This is a genomic window from Streptomyces sp. NPDC091387, from assembly GCF_044756945.1.
Taxonomy (GTDB): domain Bacteria; phylum Actinomycetota; class Actinomycetes; order Streptomycetales; family Streptomycetaceae; genus Streptomyces.
The window spans coordinates 31,064-47,188 of sequence record NZ_JBIVTZ010000030.1 but is presented as its reverse complement, the minus strand read 5'-3'; the positions used below and the strand labels follow the sequence as shown (position 1 = coordinate 47,188).

Below are 16,125 nucleotides of genomic sequence, written 5' to 3'. Positions count from 1 at the left end.
CCTTCCGCTTGCCCTGTTTCGCGGACAGACGGCTGCGTCATCTCCCTCCCGGCGGTGAGTGACCGTTGAGTGCGCGCTCTCTGCCGCAGGCTGGGCAGGCGGATACGGAGGGGGAGCGGGAAGGCTGATGAGAGCCGCGTACACGCTATGGCACGAAGTGCTCTCTGCAGAGTTCTTCGGTGCGGACCCCGCGCTGCGGAGCACCGTCCTGTACGTCGATGACGAGAGTGAACGGCAGCTCGCCGAGCTCTACGGCATCGAAACGAGTCTAGCCCTGGCCGTTGCCGACGAACTCAACTGGGGCGACCCCGAAAGATCCCTGTTCAGCCGCGTCCAGCGCGAGTGCGCGCAATGGGTGAACGGCGGGACACAGGTGCCGCCGCCTAGCCTTCCGGTGCTCGCCCTGTCCGTGCTGGCTGCTACCCGCATGGCGTCAGCCGACGGGATGCTGAGGAGCAACTTCTACGGGCGCTGGATCCAGGTGTTCGGCGAGCAGCTGTCCGGCTACCGCGCGAACAAGCTGGAGAAGGCCTTCGAAGACGTCGCCGAGATGTGGGAGCAGCTGGACAACTGGCTGGAGGATACGGGCGGTCTCTTCGGCACCAGCACGGTGAGCACCGAAGTGTCCCGCTGGAAAATCGGCTACCCCATCTCGCAGGCTCTGGTCCGCGGTTCGGACCGGCACGTCCTCACCCGTTTCTTCGCCACTACTCGCCTGAGGCCGCACAATAGGACCGAGGTCTCCGGTCGAGAACTCCTGCGGCGGCTCAGTGTTTGGACAGCGGGTCGGGACCGGCACCTGTCCCCCCGGCTCATGGAGGAGCTCGCAGACGCTGCCGACACCGGCGAGACGCTCGTCTCCACTCTCCTCAAGCGGCTCGCCGATGACTGGGACGGAACCCTCCACGAGCCGGAACACGGGCACCGGCGCCGGGCTCTCGGGCTCCGGCTCATGGTCGCCGACCGCGGAAGGCGACTGGACTGGCTGGCCGAGGCTGTCGAAGCGACGCCCGAGACCGAGGTCTGTCTGCCAGGCGGGCGCGCTTTCACGCTCCGCAAGGAATACGGCGACGTTTACGGAGGTTTGGAGTCCCTCCGGCCATCCCCTCAGCAGTTGGCTTACGGCGTACGCCTCGAGGGGGAGGCCTTGGTCCTTGAATGGGTACCGCAGGAGGTCGTGCTGCTGCGGATGCACCCCTACCTCGGCGAGTGGGTGAGCACCGAATACTTCGAGCCCGGCGAACAGCACTGGATACTTGCCGCCGACTCCGCCGTCGATGAAGTACGCTCCATGGTCAATGCTCTTGGCGGCCGGACGGTCCGCGAGACGTCGGCGCCGATCATGGGATGGAAGCTGTTCAAAGGCGTCCGTGCCGTCAACGGAGCTGCCTTCGCTAGCACTTTGGATCGAGGTGGAGCGCACGCCTACGTTCTTGAGCCCCAGCTCCGGCAGCGCGCCGAGTTGTCCGGCGGGCTCCGCATCGCGCCCGAGTACCGGGCGGGTTCCGGAGTTGCAGGCCACTACCTCCGCGGCGCCGGCCCGGACCTGCTGCTGCCCGCGAGTGAATCCCCAGACGGCCGCGTCGAGGTCGTGCTCGACGGCTACACGGAGAAGTTGCGTGCCGACCCCCGCATTCCTTTCCCGCTGCGCCTCGTCCCTCTTGACGAGGGGGAGCACCAGGTAGGCACAGCGCAGAGCAGCCAGGTCTTCACCTTGTACGACGGGTTGCACGACAGGCTTCCGCCAGGGACCGGGATGCTCGGGTACGACTGCGGCGGCAGCGCCCAGCGCGAGCTGAGCGAGGTCGGCGATTCCGACGCAGCTATCCGAGGTGCTTATGCACCGGACAGCATCAGGCTGCCGCGCACCGAGCTTGTGCGGAGTGATGTCCTGGAAGCAGTGCTGATCGATCACCGCGGCAGTACGCGCAGAGTCAAGCAGCAGTCAGTCCCAGCGTGGATGGTGTCACGGCTGCCGGAAGAGGCCCGCGGCTCCTGCCTTGAGGTCGAGGTGCCGCAAGAATATGTGTGGCTGGTCTACCGGACGGCTGCCCGGTGGTCCGTCCGGGCACTGGCCGCAGCAATGGACATTCCCGACCCTGCGCCGTCCCACGATGACTACGCCTGGGCGCATGCGGTAATGAGCGCCGCCGAGCGTTCGCACGCTCCCGTCTGGCTCGGGTATGTAGCAGCGGCAGAAGCAATCGCCGGAAAGCGGGGAGCCTGATGACCGATCCAGGAGACCTGCTGCTGCGCTGGGTGAGCGAGCGGGGAGCGGGCACGCTTTCCGACGTCAAGCAGGGCATGTGGTGGCTCGCATCCACATATTGCCCGGACATCGAGCCGGGTGCAGCGGGCCGCTGGCTGCGCGACGCTGTATCCCTCGGCCACATGGACATCGACTGGCGCAACCGGCGCTGGTCCGCGGCACCGCCCGTACTGACGCGGCTGCCGCAGGCCCGAGGGCTGGCCGTGCTGGCCGGGAGCCGGACGGTTGCTTTCGACCATCGCCTCGATCAGGCCGTGAGAGATGGCTTGGTAGAGCTCTTCCGGGTGCCCAGTGCGCGTCCGCCTCGGGACATCCCTCTGCCTGTTTCGCTGATCGTCCAGTTCGACGACGAGGCTGGGCTGGCGCAGTGGGCGACCGAGCTTGGAGCCGAGTACACATCCTGCTTCGCTCTCCAGGGCGCTGCTCTGCTTCCACCTCTCGGACTTGAAGTGCGGACTTCCGCACCGGAGTTCGGGCAACCGCTGGAGCAGTACAGCCTGGACCGCCGGGAATACCAGCCTGCAGTCCGCCCCCAGGGGGATGGCCTTTACCGGCTCAAGCAGCGCGAAGGCAAGCGCGTATGCCAAGTTCGGCACAATGGCGAGTGGTACCAGACCAGCCACGAGGAAGGGGTCTACTCCGTCCTGGAGTCCCGGAACCCGGAGGCCGATGTGCTCCGCTGGCTGCCCGAAAAGGACTGCGGGCGGGAGAGATTCGGGACGCTTTACGTCGACTGGGGCTACCCTCTGCCCGACCTGCACCGGCGCGTGGCCGTCATGTGCTCCGGCCTCGCGCCGCGAATCAATTCGCATGCCGAGAACCTGGCGTACGACAACGTGCCCAAGGCCGTAGCAATCAAGATCGCAGACTCGCTGGGACAGCACCTTGGAGAGAATGATGAGTGACTCCGTCGCGGAACAGCCCCGCAGCAGCGGCCGAGACGTCGACATCCTGGGGTCGTTCGAGCACCTGAAGGAAGCGCTCTTCCGCTACTACAACACGCCGTTCGGCCTCGCTGACCAGCACCTGGAAGCGGAACGGCAGGGCCTCTTCGACGTGGACGGCGGGGCGTGGCGGCGCCCCCTCCTGGAAGTCCGCCCGCGATACGGCACTGTGGACGCGGGGATCGCGGAGTCCGTCCGCTCAGCGGGTGCCCACCCCGACCTCGCGGAATTGGTGCAGCTCGGTCTGCTGCAGGGTGTTCCGTCGCTCTACGAGCACCAACACCGAGCCCTCACCGCTGCGGTCCGCGACGGACGTGACGTCGTCGTCACGGCAGGCACCGGCTCCGGCAAGACGGAGTCGTTTATGCTGCCCATCCTGGCCGACCTCGTTCGTGAATCCGAGGCCTGGTCGACGGGGACACTGCCGTCCAACCGCTGGTGGGCGTCCCCAGACGGCGAGTACCAGCCGCAGCGGGCAGGGGAGAACGGCCGGCAGGCTGCCGTGCGCGCTCTGGTCCTCTACCCGATGAACGCCCTCGTCGACGATCAGATGATGCGCCTGCGCAAGGCCCTCGACAGCGACGAGGTCCGGGCGTGGCTTGCGCGATCACGACCCGGCCACCGCTTCTACTTCGGCCGGTACACCGGAGCGACGCCGGTCCCCGGCGACTTCGGTTCGAGCGCCGGTGTGAAGACGCTCCGCAAGGAGTTCGCCGCCACGGAGAAGCGCTCGAGCCAAGCGCAGAAGGCTGCCGGAGACGGCCGGTTCTTCATCCCGAGGCTCGACGGCGCGGAAATGCGCTCCCGCTGGGACATGATCCAGGCTCCGCCAGACATCATGATCACGAACTACAGCATGCTCAACGTCATGCTGATGCGATCGCGCGAGTCGGGCATTTTCGACAAGACGCGCCGCTGGCTCGAAGAAGTCCCGGACGCCCGCTTCACCTTGGTCGTCGACGAGCTCCACATGTACCGGGGCACCGCAGGCACGGAGATCGCCTTCCTCCTGCGCAACCTGCGCCACAGGCTCGGCCTGGACGACAAGCCGGAGAAATTCCGGATCCTCGCGGCTTCCGCATCCCTCGAGGCGCCTCGCGACCTGGACTTCCTGCAGGAGTTCTTCGGCGCTGACCGCGACCGGTTCGAGGTCCTCGGCGGCCAGCTCGTACTGCCGCCCCACACACGCACCGACATCTCCGAGCACGCCCCTGCGTACGCGGCTCTCGGCACCGCCCCCGAACCTGCTGAGGTTGAACGGCTCCTGGCTGACACAGGAGCCGCCGATGCATTCGTCAATGCTCTGCGTGACGGCGACCGGCTCATCGCGGACTTCGACACGGAAGTCGCCGCGCGACTCTTCCCAGGCGCTGATGCTTCAACCCAGACGGACGCCATCCGCGGAATCCTCGCCGCGCTACGCAGCTCAGCCGACGCTGACACGCCCAAACTTCGCGGACATCTCTTCTTCCGCAACATCCCCGGAGTGTGGGCCTGTTCAGACCCCGCATGCCCTGATGCCCCGCGCTCAGAGGGCGCCGCGAGGACCGTCGGCAAGCTGTACTCCCGACCCACGCCTCGGTGCAGCTGCGACGCCCGCGTTCTCGAACTCCTCTACTGCCAGAACTGCGGAGACGCCTTCCTCGGCGGATACGCGCCCGAATCGGCATTCCGGAACACCAAGGAACGTCCCTTCGAAGCCGGCCTGCTCGCCGACCTGCCCGACCTCGACTCGCTTCCTGACGCTGCTGCTCTCGGGCCGAGCGCGGCCAATTACATCGTCTATTGGCCGCGCAAAGACGAACCGGCCACGGACAAACTCGCCTGGGACTCCACATCAGACAAGGGGGTTCTGAGCGCCAGCTTCGAGTTCAAGCGCAGCAAGTACGACCCGCGCACTGGCATGCTCCGGAACCAGAGCAACCACACCGGCTGGTCCTTCCATGTCAGCGTTCCCCGGTCGAAGAGGGGAAACGCCCGGCTCAAGGCCGACAACCTTCCCGCGACACCGACCCAGTGTCCTTCTTGCGGCGACGACTGGGAGCTACGGCAGGCAGGAAGCGAGCACCTCAGCCTGAGCGACCCGCGCCGCATGCGCACGCCGGTGCGGTCTATGCGCACCGGTTTCGAGAAGGTCAACCAGGTCCTTACCACCGGGATCCTGTCGCTCCTCCCGAACCGGCAGGCCGTCGTCTTCTCTGACAGTCGGCAGGATGCGGCCAAGCTCTCAGCCGGCCTCGGCCTCCGCCACTACCAGGACCTGCTGCGCCTGCTCCTCGCCGAGGAGGTAGCGGATCAGGGCGACCCGGTGGCAGACCTCGCCGCCGTATCAGGCTTCTACCGAAAGTCGCCCGACAACCCTGTGGACCGGGAGACGGCCAAGGCCGCGCGCGACCGGCTCAGGGCCCGGGAGCGGGATACGTACGACGCGTGGGAGAAGCTCCAGAAACCCCAGGCTGCAGCGAGCCTCGACGACCTTGACGACGATCTCCCCGACCCCGCTGAGGAAGCCGCGCTCTACGGCCTTCTGAGCCGGGTGCCCAGTCTCGACAGCCACGCCGCCGCCGTTGCTGAACGCCTCGTCCAGCTCGGCGCCAATCCCGGTGGGCCGAAGGCGTCCCTCCAGCAGACGGCCTACCAGAAGGGTTCTCAGCCGCAGCCCTGGACCTCGCTGTACCGCTGGCCGGAGGGGGGGAACGGCGAAGTACGTGATGAATCCAGCCTTGTCCTGAGCGAGCGCCAGGAACAACTGCGTCAGGACATGCGCGAATCCCTCAGCACTGAGCTGCTCAGCGGCCTCTTCGGCAGTGCCGGGCGTGACTTCGAGTCTCTCGGCCTGGGCTGGCTCACCGTCGCGTCCGACCAGGCGCCGCTCGAAGCCGAGCGGGCGTCGGATGCTGCGCTTGCCCGGACGAGCCTGCGGATCCTCGGCCACATGCGCCGGTTCGCCGGACTGCGCAAGCCGGCAGACAACCCGCCCAAGAAGCTCCGGGACTTCTGGGCCAGTGCAGCAGATCACCTCGGTCAGGACCCGGACGACCTCCAGGCCACGGTGGAGCTGATCTGGGGGACTGCAGTCCTCAAGTACGTCATCCAACCCGAGCACGTCGCGCTGCGCCACGGCAGTGCTGTGTCCTGGACCTGTTCCACATGCAATCGCCGCCACCTCCACCCGGGCGTCGGCATCTGCACGAAATGCCGACGGCCCCTGCCTGCAGAGTCCGAGCAGTTCGAAAGCATCGACGCCGACTACTACGCCTGGATGGCACGCAAGCAGTTCGGGCACTTCCGGCTCAACACCGCTGAACTCACCGGCCAAACGGACCGCCTCGATGCTCAGGCCCGCCAAGCCCGCTTCCAGGGCATCTTCCTTGATGGCAAGGAACACGAGATCCCAGACACCCTCGACGTCCTCTCCGTCACCACCACGATGGAAGCCGGCGTCGACATCGGCCCGCTGTCCGCAGTCCTCATGGCCAACATGCCCCCGACCCGGTTCAACTACCAGCAGCGTGTGGGACGCGCGGGACGCCGCAGCTCGCCGGTCGCACTCGCTCTGACCGTGTGCCGTGGCCGCAGCCACGACGAGTACTACTTCCAAGACCCGAAGCGCATCACCAACGACGCGACCCCGCGGCCCTACCTGTCTACCGACATGAAGGACATCTACCAGAGGGTCCTCGCCGCGGAAGTGCTGCGCCGGGCCTTTGACGCAGTGCACGTTACAGTCGGGGACGACGCAGGGATCGATCCGACCCGCAACGTCCACGGCCAGTTCGGGAACTGCGCCGACTGGCACGTCGTCAGCGAGGCCATCGACGCTTGGATTAAGTCGCACGAGGCTGAGGTCCGAAGGCTCGCTGAAGCCCTCGCCGACTGGACCCGGAGCGTATGGTCCCCGGCTGAGGCAGCGGAATGGGTCGCCTCGGATCTTGTCGACCGCGTTGCGCGGATCGCGGACCGCGCAAGCGGCCACCACGAGCTCAGCCAGCGGCTCGCAGAGTCGGGCCTACTGCCGATGTTCGGATTCCCCACGTCGGCCCGGTACTTGTACACGAAGCGCCCCTACGACTCGTACCCGTGGCCGCCGAGCGGAGTAGTCGACCGCTCACTGGACATCGCCATCTCGCAGTTCGCACCCGGCGCGGAGACCGTGAAGGACGGACAGGTCCACACCGCTACCGGAGTGGTCGCGTTCGAGCCAACGGGCAGGGCCCCGCGAGCCGTGGATCAGCCGCTTGGGCAGTCCATCTCCATCGGCATCTGCCGCGCCTGCGGACATCTTGCGGACGAAGTGCAAATGTCTCCGGTGCAGGAAGACGACGCGCCGCAACAGCCCTGCCGCGCCTGCGGAGCTGCTGACGGGTCATATCGCGAGATCGAACTCCGCGAACCAGCCGGCTTCTACTCCGGTGGCAAGGCCCGTGATTTCGACGGCAACTTCGCCTGGCGTGCGAGGTCGCTGGCACCGCGCACGGCTGCCGATCTCGAGCGTGGCGCGCCAGAGAAGATTGCGACCGCAGGAATGGTCGTCCACGCGGGCAAGGGCCAGCGCTTCTCGGTCAACGACAACGGCGGTCGGCTCTTCAGCTTCGCGAAGCTCACCCCGACCGCACGCTGGTCCGGCGCATACCTGGAGACTGGGGCGGCGGAGCTGTTCCCCTGGCTCACAAAAGACATTGCAGCCGGCGAGGAACCGCTCACCACAGCCATCGGCGCTACCCAACACACCGACCTGTTCCTCCTCGGACCTCAGGCCGGCGAGATCCCCGCTCTCGGCCTGCGTCTCAACCTCACGTCCGTGCCCCAGAGCACCGGCTTCCCGGACGACCGCTCAGGCAGGCGGGCCGCCTGGTACTCGCTTGCCGCCCTCCTCCGATCCGCAGCAGGCGCAATCCTCCAAGTGCAGCCCAACGAGCTCGCGTCCGGCATCCACGGAGCAGGATCCGGCAGCCGCGAGGCGCGCACTTTCGCCTTCCTCTCTGACACCCTGGACAACGGTGCTGGCTACTGCACGCACCTCGCTGAGCGCGACGTCTTCGAGCAACTGATGGCTACAGCGAACAAAATGCTGGCCACCTTGGCCACAGGAGCGCATGGTCGCGACTGCCGAGGCTCGTGCTACCAGTGCCTTCGCGACTACACAAACATGGCGTATCACAGCCTGCTCGACTGGCGTCTGGCCGGCGACCTCCTCGCTATCCTCCAAGGCAGGGGGGCCGCAAGCGATCAGCGCGCCCGACGCGCCGCAGGACTGCTGCGGAACTGGGCTTCGGACTTCTCGCCCGAAGACGCGCAGTTCGTGGACGACCTCGGAGGTACCGGACCTGCCGTCCTCTTCGAAGACCGGGTCTGGGTCGCGGCCAAGAGCCCGTTCGAGGCGGCCGACGGGTCGCTGCAGTCCGCCCGTATCAGTGTCGTGCGCGACGCTGCCGCCTCTAACGGTCGGGACGCTACCGACGTGGTGTTCGTCGACGATTTCCTCCTCGACAAGGCGCCAGCGCGGATCACAGCTCTGATCGCCAACTTCGACGCAATGTAGTAGGCGACGCTCACTGCTGTCTGGGAGGCGTAATTGCAAGGGAAGTTGAGATCTTTGATGGGAGGCAGGCGCCGGTAGCCGTGCATGCTCCCGCAGCTGCCGACGGCCTGTGCCAGGATGATCACCTGAGGAAGCAATGGATGGTTGAACCGGAGGCGGACATGAGCGACCCGGTACTCCTGCAGCGGTTCGCGGCATGGCTCCAGCCGCAGCCGTCAGCGGTGGATGCTGAGCGCAGCGCGTTCTTCCAGAACGGGATCATCGTGCTCGACACGAACGTGCTCCTCAGCCTGTACGAGTACACGGAGACCTCCCGGGAGGAGGTGCTGTCGGCGCTTGAGCAGACCGCGGGACGGTTGTGGATGCCGTACCAGGTCGGCCTCGAGTTCGTCCGCGGCCGCCGTAGCACGCTTGAGTCGCGGAAGAGAGCGCTCGCGGACGCCGCGTCAGATGTGAACAAGAAGCTCATGGCCGCGCGCAAGACGATTATCGAGGCCAAGAACCTCGTGCGCACCCAGCTCGACAAGTACGCCCGGGCACCGGAAGAGGTAGCTAGCCTGGATGCTCTGGTCAAAGACGCAGAGGTCGACAAGCACCTGTCCGTCTACAGGGACGAGTTCAGGCGCCACCTGGATATGTTGAAAACCGATCACGGCTTGGCCCTGAACGCGACTGATGCGGAGGATCCGATCCTCCCGCGCGTCGCGGAGCTCTACGGAGAGGGTGTTGGTCAGCAGCCCGACGATGACGTGCTGCGCAAGCGCCTAGAGGAAGCAACCGCCTTCCGATTCCCGAACAAGATTCCTCCAGGGTTCGCGGACTCCGACAAGGACACGCCTCTTAAGTCCGCAGGTGATTTCTTGCTCTGGGAAGAGGTCGTCGAGTACGTCAGCCATCTGCCTGAGCCCAGTCGCCGAGTGCTGTTTGTATCGAACGACACGAAAGAGGACTGGTACGAGTCTGGCTCCGGCACTCGCAGTTCGCGCCCGTGGCCGAGCTTGGTCGACGAGCTGAAGCGTAGGGCAGGGGCAGAGCTGAGGGTCGAGACCCAGCTGCACTTCTACAGTGGGATCAGGGAGTTCCTGAACGTCGAACTCGCTGAGGACACTTATGCAGAGATCGTTCGGGTGTCTGAGACCTACGATGCGAAGATCCACAGCGACGGGCAGCTTGTAACCGAGGAGACGGCTCCCCGACTTCCCCCACCGGAGGGGCTGCCGCTCGTCGCACTGCAGTCGGTAGGCCTCACGACCCCGGCCGTACGAGCTGCTGTCGACTCATCCTCCCCGTCCCATTGGACGTTCCAGTGGTGGCTCATCGGCGTGACCGCTCAGCTTGGGCGGAGGGTGCCCGACGACAGGGAGCCCGGCGTCGGTTTCGCGGCGGCATCAAGGAGCTCCGAACGACCGTCACCGCTATGGAAGCCGGGTACGGTCCTGCCGCCGGGCGAGTGGCTGCACCGGGACTCGTCGTGGATCGCGCCGTGGTTCATGGAGTTGCTGGACGCCACTCCGAAGATAGACAGGGCCGTACTGCGCGGACTCGCGGCGCAGCAGGCGCAGGAGAACCGGCGCTCGCGTGGCTGACGGTGAACTTCATCGAGTGCTAGGCACGTGGGGCCCTGAGCAGCGCGTTCGCATCTTTCAGCGCTGTCAGGGCCTTCGCTGCTTACACGGCGGAAGGTCACTGGAATCCCCCTGGGACAGACGTGAAAGTCCCTGAAAAGTCCCTGGATTTTCCTGCTCCGAGGGTCTCTGAGTGGGCGGTTCGTTAGTCTTTGAGGGGTTTTGCTGTCGCCTGATGGTGTGGTGGTGGGGCGGAACCTGCCGACCCACGGTCGTTGATCTGGTGATGTGGCCAAGTGAGTGAACGTAAGCCGTATCCGAGTGACTTATCGGACGAGCAGTGGTCGTTGATCGAGCCGGTGATCACCGCGTGGAAGGCCGGCATCGGTCGGTCAGCGGGCATCAGGGTGCCTACGACATGCGAGAGATCGTGAACGCGATCGTGTACCAGGGACGAACCGGCTGCCAGTGGGCCTACCTACCGCATGACCTGCCGCAGAAGAGCGCGACCTACTACTACTTCGCCGCATGGCGGGACGACGGGACCGACCATGTCATCCACGAACTCCTGCGGTGCCAAGTCCGCGAACGCGCCCGGCGATTAGAGGACCCGGCCCTGGTGGTTCTGGACACGCAGAGTGTCCATGTGGCCGCCGGGGTCCCCGCCGACACGAGCGGCCACGACCCGGCCAAGCGGGTGCCCGGCCGCAAGCGGGGATTGGCGGTGGATGTCCTCGGACTGGTCATCGCGGTCGTCGTCCTGGCCGCGAACACCAACGACAACGCGGCGGGCATCGTCCTGCTGGACCAGGTCGCCGAACAGACCGGCGGAACAGTCCGCAAAGCTCTCGTCGACCAGGGCTTCAAGAATCAGGTCGTCGCGCACGGCGCCGGCCTGGGCATCGACGTCGAGATCGTCGCCCGCGACCCGCAGATCAAGGGATTCGTGCCGCAGCCGAAGCGTTGGAGGGTCGAGCAGACCTACGGAACCTTGATACTGCACCGGCGCCTGGTCCGCGACTACGAGCACCATCCCTCCTCCTCCACCTCACGCGTCTACTGGGCCATGACCCACGTCATGACCCGCCGGCTCACCGGCACGAACACCCCCACCTGGCGCGAGGCACAGACGGTCGCAGCATGAACATCCAACCCTTGCTCGAAGCCCTGGAACTGCAGGAACAAGCCACCCGGGCCCTGGCCGACAACCTCCGTGAACAGATCGACGGCCTGCAGAACCGGCTGCGGGAGGCCGAGACCCACCTGGAGCATCTCGCGATCACCCGCACCACCGTCACCAGCCTCGCCGACCGGCTTCCCGCTGCCCCACCAGACCTGCCCGAGCACCCGGACTACCCCCGCATCCTCGACGCCTTCAACCACGCGACCGGACCGATAAGGGCCAGGGACATCTGCCAAGCCCTCGGCCACGAGCCGCTGCCGAAAAACGTCGAAGGCACCCGCGCCAAGCTGAAACGCCTGGTCAAGCTCGACATCCTCACCGAGGTCGACACCGGCATCTTCGCGAGGAGGCCATAGCCGGACACCTATGGCCAGCAATCACTGGCCACAATCTGGTGTGCGTACTTGTTCTCCGGGGCGATGTCTTGGTTCACCTTCAGGGCTTCATGCATCCGCTCCGTCTCGCACATCAGCCGGACAAGGTCGTACAGGGCGTCACGGTCACCGTCTTCGGCGCGCTCGCGCAGCGCGGACTCCATACCACGCTCCCGAAGCGACCTGTTGAGTCTCCGAAGTGCGTGGCGATCCCTGAGGGCGAGCTCCGTAAGTTCTGGAATCCGTTCCGCTCGGACCAGCAGATCCATGTGCCACAGATGATTGTCGGCTGGCCCCGACTAGAAGTCGTCGGGAACCTCGATCCACGGCGAAGACGCACCCCGAGGAGGAAACCGGCAGTGCCTGTCCGGATCATCGGAGAAGCACTCGGCATGGGCGCTTACCAGCGCGATCGCTGCGTCCCAATCCTGAAGTTGCTCCGCAGCTCGAGCTCGCTCCAACCAGTCCACAGGCCGATTTGGTGGGCGGCGGTCGGAAAGCTGGTGCCGTCGCCGACGGTGGTCAGCAGCACGGCGGCGGTCCTGACGCCGACTCCCGGCATTGAGGTCAGGACCTGGGAAAGAGGGTGCGCCTCCAGCAGGGTGTTGATCTGGGCTTCCAGGGCCCGGCGCTGTTCGTGGACAGCGCTGAGGGAGCGAGCCAGGGAGGGAAAGACGGTGTCGAGGGTGCCGGTCCCCGGCACGATCACGGTCTGTTCGTCCAAGGCTTCGAAGACCTCGTCGATCAGCCGGGCGGCCATGCGCGGGGCTCTGGGCCGGATGAGCTCGACGAGTCTGCGGCGGCCGGCCTTTCGCGCCGCTTAACTCACACGTGCCGCGTGATCAATATCCGCGTGCCCACCAACACGGGGGAAGGCCCATCCCTGTCATCCTCTCCGGGGCGTCGACGCGGGGCCCGGGTGACCCTGGTGGATGAACGCGGCCCAAGCTGCCGGGCGGTCCAGTTCCGGCGCGCCGGCCAGTTCCCTCAGGAGGTCGTCGCTGAGGGAACCGGGGTTCTCACGTTCCGGATCGAGCATCCACATCTGGGCCCCGTGGAGCGCGTCCACGGGGCTCAGCCCCTCGACGGTCAGGTAGTGGTGGAACACCGCCATCATCAGAGCCGCCGACGAATCCCGGGTCGCCCACCGGGAGCCCACCACGTCCCGCGCCCCGCTTGCCACGAAGGCGGTGGTCAGCGTGAGTGCCTCGTCGTGGTCACGCCTACTCAGGTCCGTCTCGCAGGCACTGAGGACAACCAAGGGGCCGTCCGGGCAGTCCTGTTCGTCGGCCCCGCGGTCGAGCATCCGCGACACGGTCAGCAGGTCGGTGGGTGACTGGCCCTCCTTGCCCGGGCCGGGAGCCAGTCGCAGGGCCGAGGCGGTCGGGTTGGTGCCAGCCGACCCGTGACACGCCACGTGGAGCAGTGACGGGCCCTCGGCGAGGGCGCCGAGGATGTCGTCCGGGGTGCCGGTCGCCACGAATTCGGCGGGAGGCGTGTAGAACGCCCCGTACAAGCGCGCCCGTGGATACAGGGTCTGCTGGAGCCCTGTCACTTCCAGTTCCGCGAACGGCAGGCTCATGGTGGGATCCGCCACCATGACGGGGGCGGAGGCCGGAGCGCGCCGGGCGCGCCGGACCGTGTTCAGGAACTGGCGCCCGGACGCCGCGTAACTGATGATCATGATCTGGCACACCCAGTCCCGGCGTGCCTCGGCCGGCAGGCGTGCCGCGTGCCAGGGCACGATGCCGAGGCGCCCGCAGGGCACCAGTACGATCCTCGGCGGTCCGGGGCGGTCCCTGCGTCGGCTCTCGTTCGCGGCGAGCCGTTCCGCGACGCCGGTCAGCACCGGGAGGATGACTGCGTCCGTCGCCCAGTCGCAGAGCTCGGACAGCGCGTCCTCCCACTTCCGGAACGCCTCGGGGGCATGGGGCTGCTGCTGGTACGCCGCCGCGGCGTCGAGGTACCGCTCCAGGGGTGCGCTGTTCTCGCCGGACAACAGGGGCATCGCCCGTACGCCGGTGCCGATGTCCGGACCCAGCACGACCGCCATGCCCGGCGAGGTGCCCTCACCTGCGAGCAGATAGACGAGCGCGTCCGCGTCGCCCTCGGCCACTCCGGCCTTGAGCTCGTCGACCGTCGGAGTGCGGAACAGGGCTCCGTCCCGCTCGTGATGGCCCAGGGCCCACAGGGCGCGGCGCCGCAGGGAGCTGGGAAGCTTCCGGGGGAGCGCCTCGGCCGCCCCGCCCGGCCCCTGCTGCACCGCTCGCCATTCCCGGGCGAGGTCCTGGTGGTCGCCGGCCTCCAGGAGATCGGATACGGCCCGTGAGGTGGACGCCGCTTGCAGCACCATCGCGCGGCCCAGTTCCAGTGCGGCCACCGCCTCCTCGACCCGGCCCTGGGAGGCGGCCCAGACGGCGACCCGCACCCCGTTCTCGGCTCCGGACCGGGCGGTCAGCAGAGCGTCGTGGGAGCCCGACTGCAGGACGACGTCAGCGGCGAGAGCCCGCAACGACTCCATCGCGGCGGCCGTTGCCGCGTCCCGGTCGGCCGGGTCCTGAGTGCTCCGGAGGCGCGACCGATAGCACTCAGCGAGCTGCCACAGGGCAGGGAAGGCCACGTGCTGCATCCGGCCCTGACGTACCTCCTCGCGCACGTGTTCCAGTCCGGTGATGGCGGCCGCGAGATCGGCGGGATCCTCGCTGGTGAAGTGACGGACTGCGGCCGTCATGGCGCGGAGGTACTGGGTACCCGCCGACGAGTCCGCGGAGGACGGGACGGATCCGGGCATGAGGTCGGGCAGGTGGTCCGCCACGGCCCGCGAGGCGCGGATCCCGTCGAGGAGGGCGTCGAGTTCCGCGTCGGGGACCCCGGTCCCCCCGTCGGGCCTGGACGCGAGGGCGGCCTCCTGCTGGGCCAGACCGCGGGAGATCGCCTCGCCGTCGCTGGTACGTTCGCCGAACAAGACTAGTGCGGAGCCGTGCATGAGCTCCACTGCGAACCGGGCCGGGTCTGCGGCAGTCATGGAAGCTTCGAGCGCGTCGAATTCGCCCATCAGCCGACGGAACTCATCGACGCGCTCCCCCTCCTCGGACCGCATCCTGGTGAAGAGCTCGACCGCCCGTGCCATCACGGCGACATGGGCCGCGCGTGGATCGTCGGCCGCCCACTGCGCGAAATGCTCGATGACTGGACCCGTTTGCCTGAGTGCCTCCGCACTGTCGACCCTGCTGCCGCCGAGAGGTCCGGCCGTCTGCAGCACCATGCGCATCAGCGTCTGGACCTCGGAGGTCCCGGCGTGGTCCGCCGGCAGTCGGTCGAGCTGCCCGCCGAGTCGTTCGAGAACCTTGTCCAGGGTCAGGGGGTCGCCCGTGCGCCGTGCCTCGGGCAGGCCGACCATGGCGGTGAGCCACGCGTTGGCGACCATGGCATCCGTCCGGTCCATCGGCTCCGCTGCCGGATCCTGGGCGGCGGGCTCCGGCGCCGGTGGGGCTGATTCGCAGAGAATCGGGGACAGCGTGTCTAGCATCGACCGTAGCTCATCGCTCAGAGGGAAGCCGAGGGGCAACATCGACAACAGCGCTTCGGGGTCGGTCAAATCACCCTGCACCAGGTGCGAGAGGACGTCCTGCACCTGGTCCAGCCCCTGGTGCACCTCCGGTGGCAGCGTCGGTATCCGCCCGACTTCGGCGGCCAGGGCCGCGATCCGGGCCGCCTCGACGGCGGGCTGCCCGGGGACCGATGCCGCGGAAAGGTCGAGGAGGGACCACAGGTCCGGAGGGGACGGGGCCGTGGCGCCCGGCTGCACATGAGGAGAGACCATCAGCAGGAACATCGCCGCCCACTGTCTGTCGTCGTCCGCCATCCGCTCCCCCACGGGCGTCGCCGGATCCCGCACCTCTTCCAGCAGGAGCCGGGCCCGCTCCGGGTCGTCCGCCGTGCCGCGCCCGGAGGCGTGGCGCACGGCGAGCAGACTGCCGAGGACCAGGGTGACCTTACCGAGCAGGAACCGGTCGTGATCCAGAAGGTGCCGCAGCCGCAGGAGCTCCGCCACGGAGCTCTCGAACTCCTCTGCGGTGACCGGCTCGTTCTTGTTGTTGCGCCCGATCAGCCGGGCGGCGTGTCCGGTTGCTTCCATGGCCCAGGCCCGAAGCCCCTGGACCCCGCCGCTCTCCTCGTTGCCCGTCATGTCCCGACGCCCCGTCCGTCACGATGAATCCATCCAGCCGATCTCGCGGCCACATGGAC

At 67.3% G+C, this 16,125-nt stretch carries 7 protein-coding genes and 2 pseudogenes; 6 read left to right on the top strand and 3 right to left on the bottom strand.

From position 1 onward, the window contains the following. The first annotated feature begins 127 nt into the window (after positions 1-127). From ACIQM0_RS37120 to ACIQM0_RS37095, 6 genes and pseudogenes are all read left to right on the top strand, one after another. Complete coding sequence (locus ACIQM0_RS37120; protein WP_401295234.1) at positions 128-2,227, top strand: hypothetical protein; 2,100 nt, start codon at positions 128-130, stop codon at positions 2,225-2,227. After that, complete coding sequence (locus tag ACIQM0_RS37115) at positions 2,227-3,174, top strand: hypothetical protein (protein WP_401295232.1); 948 nt, start codon at positions 2,227-2,229, stop codon at positions 3,172-3,174. Before ACIQM0_RS37120 ends, ACIQM0_RS37115 begins: the two co-directional genes overlap by 1 nt. Continuing rightward, positions 3,167-8,755: a DEAD/DEAH box helicase gene (locus tag ACIQM0_RS37110; protein ID WP_401295230.1), complete on the top strand. Its 5,589-nt coding sequence runs from the start codon at positions 3,167-3,169 to the stop codon at positions 8,753-8,755. The genes ACIQM0_RS37115 and ACIQM0_RS37110 overlap by 8 nt, the downstream gene beginning before the upstream one ends. A gap of 140 nt (positions 8,756-8,895) precedes the next feature. Beyond that, the gene (locus tag ACIQM0_RS37105; protein ID WP_401295228.1) at positions 8,896-10,341 is read left to right on the top strand and encodes a PIN-like domain-containing protein; all 1,446 of its coding nucleotides are present in this window, start codon (positions 8,896-8,898) and stop codon (positions 10,339-10,341) included. Positions 10,342-10,616: 275 nt separating this feature from the next. Continuing rightward, positions 10,617-11,464: pseudogene (locus ACIQM0_RS37100) on the top strand (IS5 family transposase). Next, positions 11,461-11,859, top strand: a complete 399-nt coding sequence (locus ACIQM0_RS37095; RefSeq protein ID WP_401295226.1) for a hypothetical protein — start codon at positions 11,461-11,463, stop codon at positions 11,857-11,859. Before ACIQM0_RS37100 ends, ACIQM0_RS37095 begins: the two are co-directional and overlap by 4 nt. Before the next feature lie 8 nt (positions 11,860-11,867). Here ACIQM0_RS37095 and ACIQM0_RS37090 read toward each other — a convergent pair whose 3' ends face one another. The 3 genes and pseudogenes from ACIQM0_RS37090 to ACIQM0_RS37080 all read right to left on the bottom strand — a co-directional run bounded on the left by ACIQM0_RS37090 (position 11,868) and on the right by ACIQM0_RS37080 (position 16,066). Beyond that, the gene (locus ACIQM0_RS37090) at positions 11,868-12,041 is read right to left on the bottom strand and encodes a hypothetical protein (RefSeq protein WP_401295224.1); all 174 of its coding nucleotides are present in this window, start codon (positions 12,039-12,041) and stop codon (positions 11,868-11,870) included. Between the two features lie 297 nt (positions 12,042-12,338). Next, positions 12,339-12,697 (bottom strand): annotated as a pseudogene (locus ACIQM0_RS37085) (transposase); the annotation flags it as partial. 66 nt (positions 12,698-12,763) lie between these two features. Next, a complete protein-coding gene (locus ACIQM0_RS37080) occupies positions 12,764-16,066 on the bottom strand; it encodes a CHAT domain-containing protein (protein ID WP_401295222.1) in 3,303 nt (1,100 codons plus the stop codon). Positions 16,067-16,125: the final 59 nt, after the last annotated feature.